Annotated in this window: 18 protein-coding genes; 8 read left to right on the top strand and 10 right to left on the bottom strand. The window is 68.4% G+C overall.

Going from position 1 to position 17,300, the window contains the following annotated elements; translation table 11 throughout:
- Positions 1 to 185 precede the first annotated feature (185 nt).
- The 4 genes from OHA40_RS26865 to speD all read left to right on the top strand — a co-directional run bounded on the left by OHA40_RS26865 (position 186) and on the right by speD (position 6,188).
- A complete protein-coding gene (locus OHA40_RS26865) occupies positions 186 to 1,130 on the top strand; it encodes a PAC2 family protein (protein ID WP_330229632.1) in 945 nt (314 codons plus the stop codon).
- Positions 1,131 to 1,200: 70 nt separating this feature from the next.
- Complete coding sequence (locus OHA40_RS26860) at positions 1,201 to 3,699, top strand: DEAD/DEAH box helicase (protein ID WP_330229631.1); 2,499 nt, start codon at positions 1,201 to 1,203, stop codon at positions 3,697 to 3,699.
- Between the two features lie 162 nt (positions 3,700 to 3,861).
- Complete coding sequence (locus OHA40_RS26855) at positions 3,862 to 4,977, top strand: type III PLP-dependent enzyme (protein WP_330229630.1); 1,116 nt, start codon at positions 3,862 to 3,864, stop codon at positions 4,975 to 4,977.
- Positions 4,978 to 4,985: 8 nt separating this feature from the next.
- Positions 4,986 to 6,188 carry an adenosylmethionine decarboxylase gene (gene speD, locus OHA40_RS26850; protein ID WP_330229629.1) on the top strand — a complete coding sequence of 401 codons (1,203 nt, stop codon included), beginning with the start codon at positions 4,986 to 4,988 and terminating at the stop codon, positions 6,186 to 6,188.
- 48 nt (positions 6,189 to 6,236) lie between these two features.
- On the opposite strand, the gene OHA40_RS26845 is transcribed toward speD, so the two are convergent.
- The 6 genes from OHA40_RS26845 to OHA40_RS26820 form a co-directional block, all read right to left on the bottom strand.
- Positions 6,237 to 6,836 carry a cation:proton antiporter domain-containing protein gene (locus tag OHA40_RS26845; protein ID WP_330229628.1) on the bottom strand — a complete coding sequence of 200 codons (600 nt, stop codon included), beginning with the start codon at positions 6,834 to 6,836 and terminating at the stop codon, positions 6,237 to 6,239.
- A gap of 161 nt (positions 6,837 to 6,997) precedes the next feature.
- Entirely contained in the window at positions 6,998 to 7,201 is a 204-nt protein-coding gene (locus OHA40_RS26840) for a tautomerase family protein (RefSeq protein ID WP_067473115.1), read from the bottom strand.
- Positions 7,201 to 7,935: an SDR family NAD(P)-dependent oxidoreductase gene (locus tag OHA40_RS26835; protein ID WP_330229627.1), complete on the bottom strand. Its 735-nt coding sequence runs from the start codon at positions 7,933 to 7,935 to the stop codon at positions 7,201 to 7,203. Before OHA40_RS26835 ends, OHA40_RS26840 begins: the two co-directional genes overlap by 1 nt.
- Positions 7,936 to 8,012: 77 nt before the next feature.
- Entirely contained in the window at positions 8,013 to 8,603 is a 591-nt protein-coding gene (locus OHA40_RS26830) for a TetR/AcrR family transcriptional regulator (RefSeq protein WP_330229626.1), read from the bottom strand.
- Positions 8,604 to 8,660: 57 nt separating this feature from the next.
- A complete protein-coding gene (locus OHA40_RS26825; RefSeq protein ID WP_330229625.1) occupies positions 8,661 to 9,131 on the bottom strand; it encodes a gamma-glutamylcyclotransferase family protein in 471 nt (156 codons plus the stop codon).
- Positions 9,132 to 9,201: 70 nt separating this feature from the next.
- Positions 9,202 to 10,110 carry a hydrogen peroxide-inducible genes activator gene (locus tag OHA40_RS26820; RefSeq protein ID WP_330229624.1) on the bottom strand — a complete coding sequence of 303 codons (909 nt, stop codon included), beginning with the start codon at positions 10,108 to 10,110 and terminating at the stop codon, positions 9,202 to 9,204.
- A 173-nt stretch (positions 10,111 to 10,283) separates the two neighbouring features.
- On the opposite strand from OHA40_RS26820, the gene OHA40_RS26815 reads away from it, so the two are divergent.
- From OHA40_RS26815 to OHA40_RS26805, 3 genes are all read left to right on the top strand, one after another.
- Positions 10,284 to 10,871 (top strand): peroxiredoxin, encoded by a 588-nt coding sequence (locus tag OHA40_RS26815; RefSeq protein ID WP_330229623.1) that lies wholly within the window; start codon positions 10,284 to 10,286, stop codon positions 10,869 to 10,871.
- 96 nt (positions 10,872 to 10,967) lie between these two features.
- The gene (locus OHA40_RS26810) at positions 10,968 to 11,507 is read left to right on the top strand and encodes a carboxymuconolactone decarboxylase family protein (protein WP_330229622.1); all 540 of its coding nucleotides are present in this window, start codon (positions 10,968 to 10,970) and stop codon (positions 11,505 to 11,507) included.
- A 104-nt stretch (positions 11,508 to 11,611) separates the two neighbouring features.
- Positions 11,612 to 12,286, top strand: coding sequence for a PhzF family phenazine biosynthesis protein (locus tag OHA40_RS26805; RefSeq protein WP_330229621.1), 675 nt, complete (start codon positions 11,612 to 11,614; stop codon positions 12,284 to 12,286).
- A gap of 7 nt (positions 12,287 to 12,293) precedes the next feature.
- Here the strand turns inward: OHA40_RS26805 and OHA40_RS26800 are convergent, their stop codons facing one another.
- The 3 genes from OHA40_RS26800 to OHA40_RS26790 all read right to left on the bottom strand — a co-directional run bounded on the left by OHA40_RS26800 (position 12,294) and on the right by OHA40_RS26790 (position 14,466).
- A complete protein-coding gene (locus OHA40_RS26800; RefSeq protein WP_330229620.1) occupies positions 12,294 to 13,025 on the bottom strand; it encodes an anti-sigma factor in 732 nt (243 codons plus the stop codon).
- Positions 13,018 to 13,707, bottom strand: coding sequence for an ECF RNA polymerase sigma factor SigK (gene sigK, locus OHA40_RS26795; protein WP_330229619.1), 690 nt, complete (start codon positions 13,705 to 13,707; stop codon positions 13,018 to 13,020). The genes OHA40_RS26800 and sigK overlap by 8 nt, the downstream gene beginning before the upstream one ends.
- 66 nt (positions 13,708 to 13,773) lie before the next feature.
- Complete coding sequence (locus OHA40_RS26790) at positions 13,774 to 14,466, bottom strand: DUF5134 domain-containing protein (RefSeq protein WP_330229618.1); 693 nt, start codon at positions 14,464 to 14,466, stop codon at positions 13,774 to 13,776.
- A 400-nt stretch (positions 14,467 to 14,866) separates the two neighbouring features.
- On the opposite strand from OHA40_RS26790, the gene OHA40_RS26785 reads away from it, so the two are divergent.
- Positions 14,867 to 15,367, top strand: a complete 501-nt coding sequence (locus OHA40_RS26785) for a GNAT family N-acetyltransferase (RefSeq protein ID WP_330229617.1) — start codon at positions 14,867 to 14,869, stop codon at positions 15,365 to 15,367.
- A 689-nt stretch (positions 15,368 to 16,056) separates the two neighbouring features.
- On the opposite strand, the gene OHA40_RS26780 is transcribed toward OHA40_RS26785, so the two are convergent.
- Complete coding sequence (locus OHA40_RS26780; protein ID WP_330229616.1) at positions 16,057 to 17,286, bottom strand: aminotransferase family protein; 1,230 nt, start codon at positions 17,284 to 17,286, stop codon at positions 16,057 to 16,059.
- Between the last annotated feature and the right edge of the window lie 14 nt (positions 17,287 to 17,300).

Genomic DNA, 17,300 nt, shown 5'->3' with positions numbered 1-17,300 from the left:
CGGGTCGGTGTCCGGCCGTGCACGCTGACCGTGATCGGCATAGGGGACAATGGACAGTGGTCCCCGTCTCGGCCGACTGCTCATCCCGCACTACCACCACTGGTGGCGAACGATCGGGCAGGCAACCACACTGGCGCGTGAGGTGCGCGTCCGAGCCGCAGGAACCGCGCAGGAAGGAGTACGCGATGGACTACGAGTCGCGAATGTACGAACTGGAGTTCCCCGCTCCGCAGCTGTCGTCCGCCGACGGCGCGGGCCCGGTCCTGGTGCACGGACTGGAAGGCTTCACCGACGCCGGACACGCGGTGCGCCTGGCCACCACGCACCTGCGCGAGAGCCTCGAAAGCGAACTGGTCGCCTCGTTCGATGTGGACGAGCTGCTGGACTACCGCTCGCGGCGCCCGCTCATGACGTTCAAGACCGATCATTTCTCCGAGTACGCCGAGCCGGAACTCAACCTCTGGGCGCTGCGCGACACCGCGGGTACCCCGTTCCTGTTGCTCTCGGGCCTGGAACCGGACCTGCGCTGGGAAAAGTTCACCACCGCGGTGCGCCTGCTCGCCGAACAGCTCGGCGTGCGGCGCAGCATCGGGCTGAGCGCGATTCCCATGGCGATTCCGCACACCCGCCCGCTCGGGGTGACCGCGCATTCCTCGAATCGCGATCTGATCTCCGAGCATCAGCGGTGGCCGGGCGAACTCCAGGTGCCGGGCAGTGCCTCGTCACTGCTGGAGTTCCGGATGGCCCAGCACGGCCACGAGTCGGTCGGCTTCTCGGTGCACGTCCCGCACTACCTGGCGCAGACCGCCTACCCGGAGGCCGCGCAGACCCTGCTCGAGAACGTCGCCGACAACGCGGGCCTGGAATTTCCGCTGGCCGCGCTCGGTGAGGCCGCCGCACGCGTGCGCGAACAGGTCAACGAGCACATCGCGGGCAATGTCGAGGTGGAGACGGTAGTGCACGCCTTGGAGCGGCAGTACGACAGCTTCGTCACCGCGCAGGAGCGCCAGTCGAGTCTGCTGGTCGGTGACGGCGAGCTGCCCAGCGGTGACGAGCTGGGCGCCGAGTTCGAACGATTCCTCGCCGAGCAGGGCGGCTACAACGGCGACGACAAGGACGAGCAGGACTGACCTCCGGCGCGGTCGGAGTACCGATCGCCCCTGCACGAGCCGCCGATAGCGAGGCCGTAGGGTGGTCGGAGTGGATCTGACCGAACTGCTCGACATCCCGGGGACCGACGCCGATGCGCTGTACGAGTCGTTCGGGATGTGGGCCGCCGAGCAGGGCACCCCGCTGTATCCGGCCCAGGACGAAGCGCTGCTGGAGCTGGCGTCCGGATCGAACGTCATCCTCGCCACGCCAACCGGTTCCGGAAAATCGCTGGTCGCGGTCGGCGCACACCTTTTCGCCCTCACCCAGGGCATACGCACCTACTACACCGCGCCGATCAAGGCGCTGGTGAGCGAGAAATTCTTCGCCCTCTGCGAGGTGTTCGGCGCCGAGCGCGTCGGCATGGTCACCGGTGACGCCGCGGTGAACCCGGAGGCGCCGATCATCTGCGCCACCGCGGAAATCCTGGCCAATCTGGCGCTGCGCGAGGGCGCGGACGCCGCCGTCGGCCAAGTCGTGATGGACGAGTTCCACTTCTACGCCGATCCCGACCGAGGCTGGGCGTGGCAGGTCCCGCTGCTGGAACTGCCCCGGGCCCAGTTCCTGCTCATGTCGGCGACGCTCGGCGATGTCGACTTCTTCGCCCGTGACCTGCAGCGCCGGACCGGCCGCTCCACCGCGATCGTCGCGGGCACCGAGCGCCCGGTGCCGCTGAGCTTCTCCTACGCCCGCACCTCCATCACCGAGACCCTGGAAGAACTGGTCACCACGCACCAGGCGCCGGTCTACGTGGTGCACTTCACCCAGGCCGCCGCGCTGGAGCGTGCGCAGGCGCTGACCAGCGTGAACTTCGCCACCCGCGCCGAGAAGGACGCGATCGCCGCGGCGCTGGGCGAGTTCCGGTTCGCGGCGGGCTTCGGCAAGACGCTGTCCCGGCTGATCCGGCACGGCATCGGCGTCCATCACGCGGGCATGCTGCCGAAATACCGCCGCCTGGTGGAGCGACTCGCCCAGGACGGGCTGCTGAAGGTGGTGTGCGGCACCGACACCTTGGGCGTCGGTATCAACGTGCCGATCCGCACGGTGCTGCTCACCGGTCTGACCAAGTTCGACGGCGTGCGTACCCGACGGTTGAAAGCCCGTGAGTTCCACCAGATCGCGGGTCGCGCGGGCCGCGCGGGCTACGACACCATGGGCACGGTCGTGGTGCAGGCCCCCGACCACGAGGTGGAGAACACCCGGCTGCTGGCCAAGGCGGGCGACGACCCGAAGAAACAGCGCAAGGTGCAGCGGCGCAAGCCGCCGGAAGGCTTCGTCTCTTGGAGCGAGGACACCTTCGACCGCCTGGTCACGGCCCAGCCGGAGCCGATGGTGTCGCGCTTCGCCGTCACCAACGCCATGCTGCTGAACGTGATCGCCCGGCCGGGCAACTGTTTCGACGCCATGCGCCACCTGCTCGAGGACAATCACGAACCGCGGCCGGCCCAGCGCAGGCACATCCTGCGCGCCATCCGGCTCTATCGCGCGCTGCGCGACGCCGGGGTGGTCCAGCAGCTGCCGGAACCGGACGCGCACGGCCGCCGCGCCCGCTTGACCGTCGACCTGCAGCGGGACTTCGCGCTCGACCAGCCGCTGTCGCCGTTCGCGCTGGCCGCGCTGGAGCTGCTGGACAAAGACTCTCCGAGCTATACCCTCGACGTAGTGTCGCTCATCGAATCCACGTTGGAGGATCCGCGCCAGCTGCTGATGGCCCAGCAGCACAAGGCGCGCGGGGAGGCAATCGCCGAGATGAAAGCCGACGGCATCGACTACGACGAGCGGATGGAACTGCTCGAAGAGGTGACCTGGCCCAAGCCGCTGGCCGAGCTGATCGAACCGGCCTACGAGACCTACCGCGCCGGGCATCCGTGGGTGTCGGAGTTCGCGCCCGCGCCGAAGTCGGTGGTGCGCGACATGATCGAGCGCGCCATGACCTTCGCCGAGCTGATCTCCTTCTATGAGCTGGCCCGCTCGGAGGGCGTGGTGCTGCGCTACCTTGCCGACGCCTACCGCGCGCTGCGGCGCACGGTGCCCGAGTCCGCGCGCACCGAGGAACTCGACGACATCACCGAGTGGCTCGGCGAGCTTGTCCGCCAAGTGGATTCGAGTCTGCTGGACGAATGGGAACAGCTGACCAATCCCGGCGCGGAGACCGACGCCGATCAGGTCGCCTTCGGTGCGGAGACGGTGCGCCCGATCTCCGCGAACGAGCGCGCCTTCCGGGTCATGGTCCGTAACGCGATGTTCCGCCGCGTCGAACTGGCCGCGCTACGGCGTTGGGACGACCTCGCCGAGCTGAGCCCGGGCCTGGACTGGGCGGACGCGCTGGCCGACTATTTCGCGGAGTACGAGCGGATCGGAATCGGCCCCGACGCCAGGGGCCCGCAGCTGTTCCAGGTGGAACGAAGACCGGGATTCTGGCAGGTGCGGCAAGTGCTCGAGGACCCGGCGGGCGACCATGGCTGGTCGATCGACGCGGTGGTCGATCTCGCCGAGTCCGACGCCGCCGGCGAGGTCGTCTTCGACGATGTCACGGTGTCCGCCGGCTGAGCCCGCACCGCCTGCCGGTCCCGCATCCACGCAGGTCAGCATTCGATCCCGGCATCAGGACGGGGTTCGGCGACTCTGCGGCGAATCCAAGGTTTGACGGATTCGTTTCTGGGTAGGGGCCGCTGATACTCTCTCCCCCGCTGCCCAAGCGAAAGATCAACTATGCCCGAATCGCCGTACCTTGTCATCCACCCCGAGCGTGTCCGCGAAAATTACCGCGCGCTCGATGCCGCCTTGTCCGGGGACCGGGGCGCCGCGACGCGGATCCGCTTCGCCGTCAAGGCGAGCCCGGTGCCGGAGATCGTGCGCCTGCTCGGCGAGGAGGGCGCGGAGTTCGACGTCGCCAGCATCGGCGAGATCGACCTGTGCCTCGGGCTCGGGGTGGCGCCGGAACGTTTGTGCTACGGCAACCCGATCAAGAAGGGCGCCCACATCGCCCTGGCCTACGCGCAGGGCGTACGCCGCTTCGCCTTCGACACCGAAGACGATTTGCTGCGGATCGCCGAGCACGCGCCCGGCTCCGAGGTGGAGTGCCGCTTCCTCGCTTCGGCGCCGGAGTCGCGCACCCCGTTCGGCACGAAGTTCGGCTGCACCCCGGGCGAGGCGTTCCGGCTGCTGGTCCGGGCCAGGGATCTCGGGCTGGTGGTCACCGGACCGTACTTCCACGTCGGCTCCCAGCAACTGGACCCCACCGCGTGGCGGATCGGCATCGAACAGGCGGGCCGGATCGTGGAAGCGTTGGCGGACAAGGACATTCCGGTCGGCTGGGTGAACATCGGCGGTGGGCTGCCGATCTCCTACGCCGATTCCGCCCCCGCACTGGGTGAGATCGCCGCGGCGGTGAACCACGCCGCGGCCGAATTCCTTTCCGGGAAAACCGGATTGGTCGTCGAACCGGGCCGCGCGCTGGTCGGTTCGGCGGGCACGATTCACGCCGAGGTCGTCGGCGTCCGCACCGCGCCGGACGGACGACGCTGGGTGTATCTCGACATCGGCCGCTACAACGGAATGGCCGAGACCGAGAACGAGTACATCGCCTACCGGTTCGTCACCGACCGGGACGGCGACCCCGTCGACGAGGCGGTGGTAGCCGGTCCGACCTGCGACGGCGACGATGTACTGTATCAACGCACGCGAGTCCTCCTACCGACCACGTTGCGAGCCGGTGATCGCATTCGAATCCCCGACACCGGCGCCTATACCGCGAGCTATTCGTCGGTGTCCTTCAATGGTTTTCCGCCCTTGACCGTTCATGTCTCGGGCGCTGAGCGAGAGTGAGTTTGCCCATGACGGCGGAATTCACCGGCTGGCATGTGCTGGCCGAGTTCGGTGGTGTCGACGCAGCCCTCTGCGACGATCTCGAACGACTCGAATCGGCGTTGCGTGAGTCTCTGATCGCGGCGGGCGTCACCATCTGCGATGTCGTACACAAGAAGTTCGAACCGCAGGGGGTGACCGTCCTCGCGCTGTTGTCGGAGTCCCACGCCTCGATTCACACCTATCCGGAGTCCGGCGACATCTTCGTCGACGTCTTCACCTGCGGCAGCATCGGCGCGGGGGCCTCGAAGGCGGTCGAACTGCTCCGGGATAAGTTGTCCCCCAGGGACGTTCGAATGCAGGTCATCCGCAGGGGACACGGCGGCCAGCGAATCGAGGAACCGGTGGGCGCGGGCCTGACCCGTATCTGGGACCTGCACGAGGTGATCGTCGACACGCACACCCCGTTCCAGCACATGGTCATCGCGCGCACCGACCAGGGCATCAGCCTGTTCTCCGACGACGACCGCCAGTCCACCGAGTTCTCCCAGCTGACCTACCACGAGGCCATGATGGTCCCCGCCTTCACGCTGGCCGAGAAGCTGGACAACGTGCTCATCATCGGCTCCGGCGAGGGCGTGGCCAGCCAGATGTCGGTCGCCGCGGGCGCCACCCACGTCGATCACGTCGACATCGACCAGCTCGAGGTCGAACTCTGCGCCCGGCACCTGCCCTACGGCTACACCAGCGACGAACTGGCCGCCGCGGTCAAGGGCGAGGGGCCGGTCACGGTGCACTATGCCGACGGCTGGGATTTCCTCGCCTCGGCAGCGCAGGCGGGCACCCGCTACGACGTCATCGTGATCGACCTGCCGGACGAGCGCGTCGAGGACGCGCAGCACAACCGGCTCTATGAGGCGGAGTTCCTGTCCCGATGTCGCGCGCTGCTCGCGCCCGGCGGCGTGCTCAGCGCTCAGGCCGGATGCGCGACCATGTGGCGCAACGAGACGCTGAAGCGGTCCTGGCAGCGCTTCCATGAGCAGTTCGGCACCGTCGTGCACTACGGCAGCGACGAACACGAGTGGTCGTTCCTGTTCGGTCTGGCCGAACCGATCGACGACCCGGTCAAGGGCATGACCGATCGCTTGGCGCTGCTGCCGTACCAGGCCGAGACCATCGACGCGCGGGCGCTGGTGCGCGGCGCGATCGAACCGCACGCGCTGCGGGTGTAGGCAGGGCTGCGTCCGAACGCGCCGGTCGGAACCGGCGCGTTCGGCATGTCAGGTCCGGGCGGCGTCAGACGCGCGCCGGGTCCGCGGCCGGCTGTTCCGGCTGCTCCGGCAGTTTCCGCCCCCGGAGTCGTAGACGATCCAGGCCAGGATCGGGAACGCGGTGACCGCGACGGCGGCGGCGAGGAACAGCGCGCCTTGCCAGTCGGCCACGCCGTCGGTGAAGAATCCGCCCTGCGCGACCATCCACCAGCCGACCGCGCCGCCGAGCACCATCGGCACCGCGACGCCGGTCGCCGAGGTGGCCCCGGCCTGACGCAGGTGCTTGCCGAAGATATCGAGCTGAAAGGAGCTGCCGACCAGGAACATGTACAGCACCAGGCCGAGTTGGCCGACCACGTAGATGGCGGTCAGGTTCGGGTGGACGATGCTCGTGCCTCCCACCGCGAGCTTCGTCGGGAACAACCACTCCTGCGCCTGCGGCCACGCCCAGCCGAGCACAGATGGCCCGAGCAGGAAGCCCGCGATCATGATGGCGACCACCTGCACTTGTCCCAGCCGCCGCAACAGCGGCCAGAGCAGGCGGTAGGTCACGAGGATGACCACGATCTGTAGGAAGAAGTGGGTCGAGATCTCCAGTAGCGATGGCATCGCAGCTCCCCTCCGTCGAGCTGTGTCGGTCGTACCAGGATCTCGGCTGCGGGTGGAAACGTAACGGCCATGGTGTGACGTTTGCGTGACGAGTTCGGGCGCCGCCGCTCATGCGAGCTCGACGACGCCCAAATCGTATGTCCACGTGGGGGTTTCGCGGTTCAGGATTGCTGTTTACGCCACTCTTCGACGTTCATCCCGCCGACGCCCCAGTCCGACAGCGCGACCTCGTCGATGACGACGAAGGTGCTCGCGGGCGCCTTGCCGAGCACGTCGTGCAGCAGATCGGTAACGCCCTTGATCAGTCGTGCCTTCTCCTCGCGCGTTACGCCTTCGTCGGTGACTTTGATGTTCACGTATGGCATCAGGCTGCCCTTCCCGAGATGAACCCGCCGTCGACGGGGAAGATGTGTCCGGTGGTGAACGCGGCGTCGGCGAGATAGAGCACCGCGGCGGTGGTCTCGGCGACTTCGCCGATGCGGTTGAGCAGCGCCAACCTGCCGGAGGCCGCTTCGTCGCCGTCGCCGAACAGCGGGGTGCGGATGATGCCGGGGGCGACCGCGTTGACCCGGATGCCGTCGGCCGCGAGTTCGGCGGCGAGGCTGGTGGTCAGCGCGTGCACACCTCCCTTGCTGATCAGCGCCGCCGACGCGGGCAACCCCGCGAGGGCGTGGTCGATCAGCACCGTGCCGATGTTCACGATGCTGCCGCCTCTGGCCTGCTCCAGCAGCCGTCGCACCACGGCCTGCGTGGTGAAGTAGGTGCCCTTGAGGTTTCCGTGCAGATATCGGTCCAGGTCCGGCTCGGTGACCTCCACGAAGGGTTTGGCCCCGAAGATGCCCGCATTGTTGACCAGCACGTCCACGCCGCCGAACCGCTCGACGGCGGCCTGGACCAAGGCGGCACCCGTCGCAGGCGCGCCGATGTCGCCGACCACCGTGGCCGCCTGCTCGGGCGCACCGAGTTCGGCGGCGACCCGGGAAAGCTTGGCAGTGTCTCGCCCGTGGAGCACGACGTTGTCGCCGCGTTCCACGAACGCCCGTGCGATATCGCGCCCGATCCCACTGGAGGAACCGGTCACGATGACCGTCTTCGCCATTTCTCTCCTTCTCTCGTGAAATACGACCGGTCGTCTTTGAATGAGTAAGAGAAGGCACCGGCCGGAACAACCCTGACTCAGGGCAGGAAATAGTCGCCGAGCAGGCGATCCAAGCACTTGTGCAGCGGCGCGATGGTGCGGTCGATCTTCATCCTGATCACCGCGCCCTCCCATGATTCGAGCAGCAGGTCGGCCAGTTCCGTGGCATCGATATCGGCGCGGATCATGCCGAGCCGCTGCCCATGCGCCAGCTGCTCGGCGACGCGGTCACGCCATGCACCCCACGCGGCCGAGAGCGATTCCCGCAGCAGCTCGCTGCCTTCCAGTTCGCCGCCCAGGTTCGCGATGAGGCAGCCGCCGGTGAAATCGGCCGCGACGAAATCGTCCATCAGTCGCCCGAAGAACGCCCGCAGCCCGCTCACCGGGTCGGACGCGGTTGCGAACGCCTCGGTCAGATTTCGCTGCACGCACAGCGAGTGGTGCTCGACGATCGCGCGACCGAAGCTCTCCTTGCTGTCGAAGTAGTTGTAGAACGAGCCCTTCGGCACGCCGACCTTGTCCAGGACCTGTTTGAGCCCGGTGCCGTGATAGCCGTTGGTCAGGAACCCCGCGGCGCCCTCCTCGACCAGAAGTCGCCGGGTGTCTTCACTACGTCGCGGTCGCGCCATGGCTCGACTATACGACCGGTCGTCTTGAAATTGCAAACCGGAGACCGCGCTGGCGGATCATTCCGACGCTCCCTCGGCCGATGCGGAATACGGAGCGATGCGCCACCGGGCGGAACGCGCGGCGAACTGCGTGAGATGCTCGGCCGCGAAGCGATCCCGTTGCCAGTCCGCCGGATCGGCGGCGGCCGTCCAGACGTAGGTCCACACCGGACCGCTCCCGACGCGCACCCTGCGCAGGTCGTATTCGTCGTCTTCGAACGCGTCGAGGACCGCCCACTCCGCCGGGGCGAGACCGCTGAGCACCGCGCCACGGGTCAGTCGGCGCGGCGCGGCGACCAAGCCGGGGTATATCCGGCTCGGCAGCGCAGCCGCGCGCCAGCCGGTCAGCTCTGTAGGCTCGAGCGACGGGATTCTTCCGAGCAGTACCTGCAATACTTCGGGAAACTGCAGCGTGCCATAGACGAACAGCGCGTGATCGCACCCGAACAGACCACCCAGTCGCCCGGTACCCAGCGCCGCCGATTCCACCCCAACCGCTCCTTTCGCCCTGTTCCCACTGTGCCTGCCCCGCGCCCCTCGATGCAGAGCCGACCGACACCTACATCGGACGCTGGGCGCGGATGATGGCGGACAGATACTCATAATCGTCGGCTCGGGCGCTGGAGGCACGAAAGGCAAGCCCGATAGTGCGGCTGGGTGCCGGGTCGGCGAAATGCGCGACATCCAATGCGCCGCCCGCGGTTTCCGCAGCGACGGCCATCTGCGGGATCAGGGTCACCCCGAGCCCGCCCGCGACGCACTGCACGACGGTCGCCAGCGAGGCTGCCCTGGTGTCGCCGACCGCGGCGGGGTGGACATCGGCCGACCGGCACGCCTCCAGGGTCTGATCGCGCAGGCAGTGCCCCTCGTCCAGCAGCAGCAGCGGCTGGGCGTCCAGCACCGACGCCGCCAGGTCCGCACGGCCGGCCAACTCGTGGCCACGCGGGGTGACCAGCACGAATTCCTCGGTGTAGAGCGAGATCTCGACCAGGCCGGGCATATCGGTGGGGACAGCCAGCAATGCCACGTCCAAGACGCCGGTGCGCAGCCCGTCCAGCAGCCGGGCGGTCTGGTCCTCGATGATCTGCGGGCGCAGGTCGGGCAGCCGTTTGCGCAGTTCGGGCAGCAATCCGGGGAGCACATAGGGGGCGACCGTGGGGATGATGCCCATCCGCAGGCTGCCGCCGAGCCCGTCTCCCGTCGCCGAGGCGACGAAGCGATCGGCGGCCTCCAGCGTGGCCATCGCCTTGGGCAGCAAGCGCATCCCGGCGGCGGTCACCAGCACTCGCCTGGTACTGCGTTCGATCAGCTGGATCCCGAGCCCCTGTTCGAGCGCCGCGAGTGCCTGCGATAGCGTGGGCTGGCTCACACCGAGCCGGGCGGCCGCGGTGCCGAAATGGCGGTATTCCGCGATCGCCACGAACGCACGCAGCTGTGACAGGGTCGGCTGATAAGTCTGATCAGTCACGCCTATCAGTGTAGTGCGACTGATCACCTTTACCTTTTACTGACCCTTCGGCAAGATCATCGGCGAGCTTTCACGCGGTCCGAGCGCCGAGCCCGGAGGCGGTAGCTTGCGTAACCCGCGAAGACCGCATATCGAATACAGCGCTAGCCAACCAACACTACGAGGAGACGAGCATGGCCCTGCTGACCATCGGCGACCAATTCCCGGCATACAACCTCACCGCGGTCATCGGCGGTGATCTGTCGAAGGTCGACGCTCAGCAGCCTGACGACTACTTCACCCGGATCACCAGCGACGACCACGCGGGCAAGTGGCGGATCATCTTCTTCTGGCCGAAGGACTTCACCTTCGTGTGCCCGACGGAGATCGCCGCGTTCGGCAAGCTCAACGACGAGTTCGAGGACCGGGACGCGCAGGTGCTCGGCGCGTCGGTCGACAACGAGTTCGTGCACTTCCAGTGGCGCGCGCAGCACGAGGACCTGAAGACCCTCCCCTTCCCGATGCTCTCCGACCTGAAGCGTGAATTGGCCGCGGGTGCCGGCGTACTCAACGCCGACGGCGTCGCCGACCGCGCCACGTTCATCGTCGACCCGAACAACGAGATCCAGTTCGTCTCGGTCACCGCGGGTTCGGTGGGCCGCAACGTCGACGAGGTGCTGCGGGTGCTGGACGCGCTGCAGTCCGACGAACTGTGCGCCTGCAACTGGAAGAAGGGCGACCCGACCATCAACGCCGGCGAACTCCTGGCCGCCAGCGTCTGAAAGTCCTGCCGCGCCAGGGCTTTCCGGCGCGCCACCGAGACCATCGAGAAACCACCTGTCCCCGTACGGGATCGACCTGAGCAGAGGAATCGCCGCATGAGCATTGAGAACCTGAAGAACTCCCTTCCCGAGTATGCCAAGGACCTCAAGCTCAACCTGTCATCGATCGCCCGCACCACCGTGCTGAGCGAGCAGCAACTGTGGGGCACCCTGCTGGCGTCGGCGGCAGCGGCCCGGTCGACGACCACGCTGCGCGAGATCGCCGAAGACGCCGCCGACGTGCTGTCGGCGGAGGCGTACAACGCCGCGCTCGGCGCCGCCTCGATCATGGGCATGAACAACGTGTTCTACCGGGGCAAGGCGTTCCTCGGCGGTCGCTACGACGACCTGCGGGCCGGGCTGCGGATGCAGATCATCGGTACGCCCGGCGTCGACAAGGCCGATTTCGAACTCTGGTCGTTCGCGGTCTCCTCGATCAACGGCTGCGCGCACTGCCTGGAGGCGCACGAGCACACGCTGCGCGAAGCGGGTGTGTCGCGCGAGGTGATCTTCGAATCGCTGCGGGCCGCGGCCATCGTGGCCGGGGTCGGCCAGGCGGTGCAGTCGACCGAGGCGCTCGCCACCGCCGTGATCTGACGTCACCGCGAAGGAGCCCCGTGCCGCGGTACGGGACTCCTTCGCGTCTCCGGTGTGGCCTGGGACACAGCTCGTTTCCGGGCATCCGAGTAGGCTCAGCGAGCATGGGGACACAGGTTGACGTGGTACGAGTGTTCACCGACGCCGCCGGGCGGTTCGGCAATGAGCTCGGCATCGCACGGGCCGCGGACGTGGCGACGGCCGACCGGCAAGCACTGGCCGCGAAGGCCGGATACAGCGAGACCGTCGTGGTCGAGGAGCCGGTCGACGAGATCGTCACGGTCCGGATCTACACACCGACGGTCGAGCTCCCGTTCGCCGGGCACCCGTCGGTGGGGACCGCGTGGTGGTTCGCGGCCAAGGGCATGCCGGTGCGGACGCTGGACGTCCCCGCGGGCCCGGTGGCGGTGGAACTCACCGACGGGCTGACCTGGATCACCGCGCGCGGCGAATGGACGCCGACCTTCACCTTCCACCAGCTCGCCGACGTCGAGGAACTCGCCACCCTCCGCGCGCACGAGTTTCCCGGCGGCCCGCACTATCTGTGGAGCTGGACCGACGAGCATCGCGGCATGCTGCGCTCACGCATGTTCGCGCCGACCATGGGGATCGTCGAGGACGAAGCGACCGGCGCCGCGGCCGTAGCGCTCACCGCGCTGCTGCGGAAGAGCCTGCTCATCACCCAGGGCAAGGGCTCCCAATTGTTCACCCAGTGGGACTCCGACGGCTGGGTCCGCCTGGGCGGGCGCGTTGTCGCCGACCAACCGGTGGAGATCTAGACCCTGCTCACGGCAGCGCCACGCCGACAATCGGCACGGCGCTCGGCGCGTCCGAACCGCCTGCCGGTTCGACGCTCACCGCAAGCAGCTCGCCCGACCGGAATCCCGTCACGAACGGCCGATCGGCCGACGGCAGATCGCTCAGTACTCCGGCCGACCGTGGTTGCCCCTCGGCGCCGACCAACCACACCTGGTACACCTGCCCCAGCGGCGGCGGCGGAACCTGGTCGAATACGACGACAGCGCGGCCGAGCTGCGGCGCGATCTCCACCACCAGCAGGCCGCCGCCGGTGACCGCCCCGTGCACGGTCCGCACCTCTTGCTGGACTTCCACCTGGTTCGCGGCGGTCGGGGATGGCGGTGCGCCGGCGAATCGCGTGGTGACCACGGTCGCGCCGAGCACCAGGCACGCGGCGGCCGCGATCGCCACCACCCACCGCCGGGGCCGACTCCACGACGAGATCCGGGTGACCGCGGTTCCGGCGCGGCGGTCGGGTAGTGCCGCCAGGATGCGGCGTTCCAGCTCCGGCGGCGGCGCGTGCTCATCGAGCACGGCCAGTCGGCCCATGATCTCGCGCACTTGCCAGACGGTGTCGGAGAACGCCTGGCGCACGGCCGGGTCCGCGGCCGCCAACCGAGCATCGATGTGCCTGCGTTCGATATCGGCGACCGCGTCCAGTCCGCACGGATAGGCGAGGTCGATGAGGTCCGCGTCCAACCGCGGCGAGGTGTCAACCATCGGTGGCCTCCCCGGACAAGCATTTCTCCAATCGTTTCAATCCGTCGCGGATGCGGGTCTTGATCGTGGGCAGTGGGACCGAGAGGTGGTCGGCGACCTCACGGTAGGTGTGCCCGCTGTAATACGCCAGCACGATCGCTTCGCGCTGAGTGGGCGTCAGCATGTCAAGGCAGCCCGCCACCTGCTGTTCTTCGATGCGCTGCGCCACCGATTCGGCGACGACGTCGTGCGCGCGGCCCAGCTGCTCGTGCGCGTAGACCAGCTCGCGGCTGGTGGCCGAACTCTCCGCGCGGACCCGGTCCACCGCACGCCGGTGCGCGAGCATCATGATCCAACCGACCGGGCTGGCCAGCGTGGCGTCGTAGCGGTCGGCCATCGACCACACCTGGAGGTAGACCTCCTGGGTCACCTCTTCCGCGGCGGCGTGGCTGCGCAGGATGCGCACCGTCAGCCCGAATACCCGCGGACTGGTCAGCTGGTAGAACTCGGTGAACGCGCCGCGATCGCCCGCTCCTGTCGCCGCGAGCAATTCCGCCAGTTTGCGGGTCGCGTGGCCGGCTCGCGCTCGGGCGTCTCCAGCGGCGGGCAGCGGGCACGCAGGCATAGGGTCGTCGGGTTCATCCCGCTCCCGCGCCGGATAGCCGGACCGATGTGATGAAGCAGAACCGTGTTCGTTGCTCATGGCCGAATCCCCTGCCTGCATGAACAGGGGTTCGGTATGCACGACGGACCGGATTGGTCCGCAGGGTCAACCCGCGACCGCGGCGACCAGCATGTAGGCCGTGCCCGCGTCCATCACCACATGCGGCACCGCCGCCCACGGCCTTGCGGGCCCGGTGAGTGCGGCGACGCATCCGCCGGAACGAATCAGCAACCCGAGCGGTCCACGCGGCTGCGCAGCCCACCCTGTGCGGGCGGCGAAGGCGACGAGCAGCGCGTCGACCAGAAACAACGCGGCCAGACCCAGCGCGGGACCGGCGGCAGGGCCGCCGCTGTGGCCGGCGGACGTGTGGCCGGACATCGCGTAGAGCATCGCGGCGGTGGCCACGATGTGGTACCCGAGCGGGACCAGCCGGTCGGCAGGCAAGGGGTGGCCCTGCGCCGCGTACTCCGCGGCGCGGGTCACCAGCAGCCCGGCGAAGACCACCACCATCGCCGTCAGCACACCACGCAGCGCGTGCGGGCTCGCACCAGAGGGAAACAGCAGCATGCCGAGCATGACCAGGCACATCACCACGTGCGCGGCGTCGGATTCGGCATGCTCGACCGAAGCATCGTGTGGCAGGGGCGATTTCACGGCAACGTCGGCGAGATCCACCTGGCGGCCGGGTAGCGACACCGCGACCGCTGTCACCCGCGCCAACACGATCGCCGCCGCGATCATGAACGCCGCCACCACCATCCACCGCAATACGGCATACTCTTGCACGAACTGCGCCACACCCCACCACCTCTCATCACGGCGACCACGGTCGTCGCCTTTCCCATGTTCGCATCCCGAAGCGGTAAGGGTGCCCTTTTTGGTTGCCGCACATTAACGTTCGACGCGCCAGAGAGGGCTGAATCACCATTGGCCGCAGGGTGGCCGAGCACACCGACAGCCGACGCCCCTCGTCGGCCGACGAGCGTCACGGCAAATTCGAACCGCGCCAAGCAAACTCATGCCATCCGCGCGACCCGGTGCCGATGACGCGAAAAGAGCTGGCACGGCAGTAGGCCACGACCCGGCGCATGCCCGGCCGAGTCGCCCTGCCGGTGGGGCGGAGACCACGCGGCTGTATCCGTAGCTCCGAATCAGCCTCGACTGGGCGCCACGCCGGACGGCACGCCATGATGGACGAATGCCCCACCCGTCCGAGCGCGCCACCGACACAGCGAACGGCGAGCTACGCATCGTCACCGACGACCTGACCGGTCCCGCGATCGCCGCCCTGCTCACCGAACACCTCGCCGAGATGGCCGCGCACTCGCCCGCGGAGAGCATGCACGCGTTGGACCTGGCCGCGCTACGCCACCCTCGCATCACGTTCTGGACCGCATGGGACGAGCGGGCCCTCGCGGGCTGCGCCGCACTGAAGCACCTCGACGACTACCACGCCGAGATCAAATCCATGCGCACCGCCGCGACACACCAGCGCCGCGGCATCGCCTCTACCCTGCTGCGCCATCTCGTTGCCGAGGCCACCACCCGGGGTTACCGCCGTCTCAGCCTGGAAACCGGCGCGCAGGACTTCTTCCGGGCCGCCCAGCGTCTCTACACGGCCCACGGCTTCGACTACTGCGCACCGTTCGGCGACTATCGCCCCGACCCCAACAGCGTGTTCATGACCCGCACACTGTGAACGCAAGGTGACGGACCGTGGGCGAACGTGAGGCATTCGCGGGGCAATCAACTACCACCGCTGCAACAGAAGTCGGCGATGGCTCCGCGAGCAGTCACTTGTGGCGCTACCCGTCCGACTGCCACCAAACCCACAGTAAACACCTGGCCGCTGCCGCTACCACGGCGCGCGCAACCACACGGCACCACTCCCGTTGTCGAGCGAAGCGAGATCGAGCACTGCCCGTTCGCGGCCCGGCTCGCGTCCGAGTGGCCGCCGCGTCCGCGACGAAGTCGCCAGCGGCGGTCGCTCGAAGCGAGCAATGAGGGGGGTCGCGGACACAGACGGGCAGCTCCGAACCTCTGCAACCACTCGGCCCAACCCCGGCTTTCGAGCGAAGCGAGATCGAGCACTGCCCGTTCGCGGCCCGGCTCGCGTCCGAGTGGCCGCCGCGTCCGCGACGAAGTCGCCAGCGGCGGTCGCTCGAAGCGAGCAATGAGGGGGGTCGCGGACACAGACGGGCAGCTCCGAACCTCTGCAACCACTCGGCCCAACCCCGGCTTTCGAGCGAAGCGAGATCGAGCACTGCCCGTTCGCGGCCCGGCTCGCGTCCGAGTGGCCGCCGCGTCCGCGACGAAGTCGCCAGCGGCGGTCGCTCGGACGCGAGCCACAAAGGGGCCGCGAACACGCAGCGCCGCAGGCGCTGCAAATCAAACAGAGCCCAGTGCGCGAGCGAATCCGTCGACCAGTTCGGACACCTGGTCGTCGGTCATGACGAACGCCGGGGAGATCTGCATAGCTCCCTGGCCCGCGGCGCGGCCGGAGATGCCATGCGCGCGAAGCGTTTTCACCAGCGACGGACCCTCCGCGGGGTCGGCCAGCTGGATCGCGGCGACGGCGCCGAGCCCGCTGCGGACCTCGGCGACCCGGGGATGCTCGGCGAGCACCGAGAGTTGGTCGTGCAGGCTGGATTCCAGGCGCAGCGCGGCATCGAGCAGGCCTTCGCGCTCGATGATGTCGAGGTTCGCCAGTGCGGCGGCCGCGGCACCCGCGTGACCGCCGTAGGTGTAGCCGTGCCGCCACCAGACGCCGCCCGCGAAGAACGGTTCCGCCACGTGTGGTGCGACGAAGACCGCGCCCATGGGCAAGTATCCGGAGGTGAGGCCTTTCGCGGTGGTCATCAGGTCGGGTTCGAGCGCGTAGCGGGAGGAGGCGAACCATGCGCCGCCGATGCGGCCGAACCCGGTGACCACTTCGTCGGCGACGAACAGGATGTCGTGGTCGCGGCAGATGCGGCGCACCTCGGCGAGATAGCCCTCCGGCGGCAGGTAGACGCCGCCCGCGCCGATGACGGGTTCGCAGAAGAACGCGGCGATCCGCTCGGCGCCGACCTCCTCGATCAACGCGAGCAGGGCCTTCGCGTCGTCCCACGCGATGGTCCGCGCCGCGGGCATCAGTTCGCCATAGCCCGCGCGGTTCCCCGGTATGCCCGCCAGGGCCGTACCCGCGACGTGCATGCCGTGGTAGGCCAGCTGCCGGCCGACGACGATCGTCTTGCCGGACTGTCCGCGTTCGTGCCAGTAGCGGCGGGCGAGTTTGGCGGCGGTCTCGACGGAGTCGGAGCCGCCGGAGGTGAAGAAGATCTTGCTGTTCGGCACCGGGGCCAGGCTCGCGAGCCGCTCGGCGAGTTCCTGGGTCGCCGGTTCGGTGATGTCACCGAAATTGGAGTAGTGCGCGATCGTGCGCAACTGCGCGGCGACGGCGTCGGCGATCTCGCCGCGACCGTGGCCGACATTGGCGAACCACAGGCCCGCGGTCGCGTCCAGGTAGCGGTTGCCCGCCTGATCGAAGATGTAGGCACCGTCGCCGCGGGCGACCACGAACGCGCCGTCTCGCTCCACGGCGCCCATGTCGGCAAAGCCATGCCATAGCGCGCTCATGTCCTCCACCTTTA

Origin of the sequence: Nocardia sp. NBC_00508 (genome assembly GCF_036346875.1) — a bacterium.
Taxonomy (GTDB): domain Bacteria; phylum Actinomycetota; class Actinomycetes; order Mycobacteriales; family Mycobacteriaceae; genus Nocardia.
The sequence above is the reverse complement of the archived record's forward strand: the minus strand, read 5'-3'. Positions and strand labels throughout refer to the sequence as shown.